The following is a 1,223-nucleotide window of genomic DNA, read 5'->3' as shown; positions in this document are numbered from 1 at the left end:
GGTCCAAGGGCGGGCGCCGCGCTCCACCATCGCCCTCGACCGGGGCCGCGGCCCCGGATCAGCGGGGCGGTGCGGGGCGGCGGGCGTGCCGGGCAGGGCGGGAGTGCGGCTCACCCCCTTTGTATGGGGCGGCACCCTGTGCGGGTCAACGCAGGACTGTGCCAGCCTACCAAAAACCATGCCAAGCTTGAGGCCCCGTGGGGCTTTTTTGCCCGGGGTTCTTGGCCGGCTCATTTGCCAGGGTGTCAGGCCTCAGGCGGAATGGGAAAAGATATCCGGCTCGTCATAGCCCATCAGGTCGAGCTGGCCGCGGGCGGGCAGGAAGCGGAAGCAGGCCTCGGCCAGCTCCAGCCGTCCCTCGCGCCGCAGCAGCAGCTCGAGCTTGGCCCAGAGCGCATGCAGGTGCAGCACGTCGGAGGCGGCATAGGCCAGCTGCTCCGGCGTCAGCTCGGCCGCGCCCCAGTCGGAGCTCTGCTGCTGCTTGGAGATGTCGACGCCCAGCAGCTCGCGGCACAGCTCCTTCAGCCCGTGCCGCTCGGTGAAGGTGCGGACCAGCTTGGCGGCGATCTTGGTGCAGCGGACGGGGGCGCATTCGACGCCGAGCGCCGCGCGCAGGATGCCGACGTCGAAGCGGGCGAAGTGGAACAGCTTGGTGACGGCCGGATCCGCCAGCAGCGCCTTCAGGTTGGGGCAGTCGCCGCCGCGGCCGCCCAGCGCCTCGGGGATGATCTGCACGCAATGGGCGGTGCCGTCGCCGGCCGAGAGCTGCACCAGGCACAGCCGGTCGCGCCGCGGGTCGAGGCCCATGGTCTCGGTGTCGATCGCCACGACAGGCCCGAAATCGAGGCCGGCTGGCAGGTCATGCTTGTGGAGCTTGATCATCTTCGGGGCGAAAAGGGTCTGAGCCATTTTCGCCATCCCCCGGCTTCCTGTCGAACCATGTGCCGCCCTGAGAGCGGCAGTCCCTTAAGTGCAGGGGCCCCGTAGTGGAGGGGGAGGGGGTAGATATGCCCAGGAAAGGACTCGAACCTTCACGACCTTGCGGTCACTGGCACCTGAAGCCAGCGCGTCTACCAATTCCACCACCTGGGCAAGGGGGCGAAGCGCCTTGCGGCGTGGAGGGGCTTTTATGGGCGGCGCGGCCCCCCGTCAACGGGGGTTTTTACAAAATTACGACGGCCGATTGATCGGGCATGGAAGCGGGGGCGTGGCTGGGGTGGGGG

At 68.8% G+C, this 1,223-nt stretch carries 1 protein-coding gene and 1 tRNA gene; both read right to left on the bottom strand.

The window, feature by feature from the left end:
* Nucleotides 1-252: 252 nt before the first annotated feature.
* On the bottom strand, nucleotides 253-909 hold the full coding sequence (locus tag GVN67_RS29010; RefSeq protein ID WP_160000761.1) for a ribonuclease D: 657 nt from the start codon (nucleotides 907-909) through the stop codon (nucleotides 253-255).
* A 99-nt stretch (nucleotides 910-1,008) separates the two neighbouring features.
* A tRNA-Leu gene (locus GVN67_RS29005) sits at nucleotides 1,009-1,092 on the bottom strand.
* Between the last annotated feature and the right edge of the window lie 131 nt (nucleotides 1,093-1,223).

Source organism: Roseomonas sp. 18066 (genome assembly GCF_902706185.1).
Lineage (GTDB): Bacteria > Pseudomonadota > Alphaproteobacteria > Acetobacterales > Acetobacteraceae > Pseudoroseomonas.
This window is presented reverse-complemented; position numbering and strand designations above follow the sequence as displayed.

What these genes read in the sequence shown, in the direction of transcription:
- GVN67_RS29010 (WP_160000761.1), bottom strand. Translation starts at nt 909, where the DNA reads ATGGCTCAGACCCTTTTCGCCCCGAAGATGATCAAGCTCCACAAGCAT.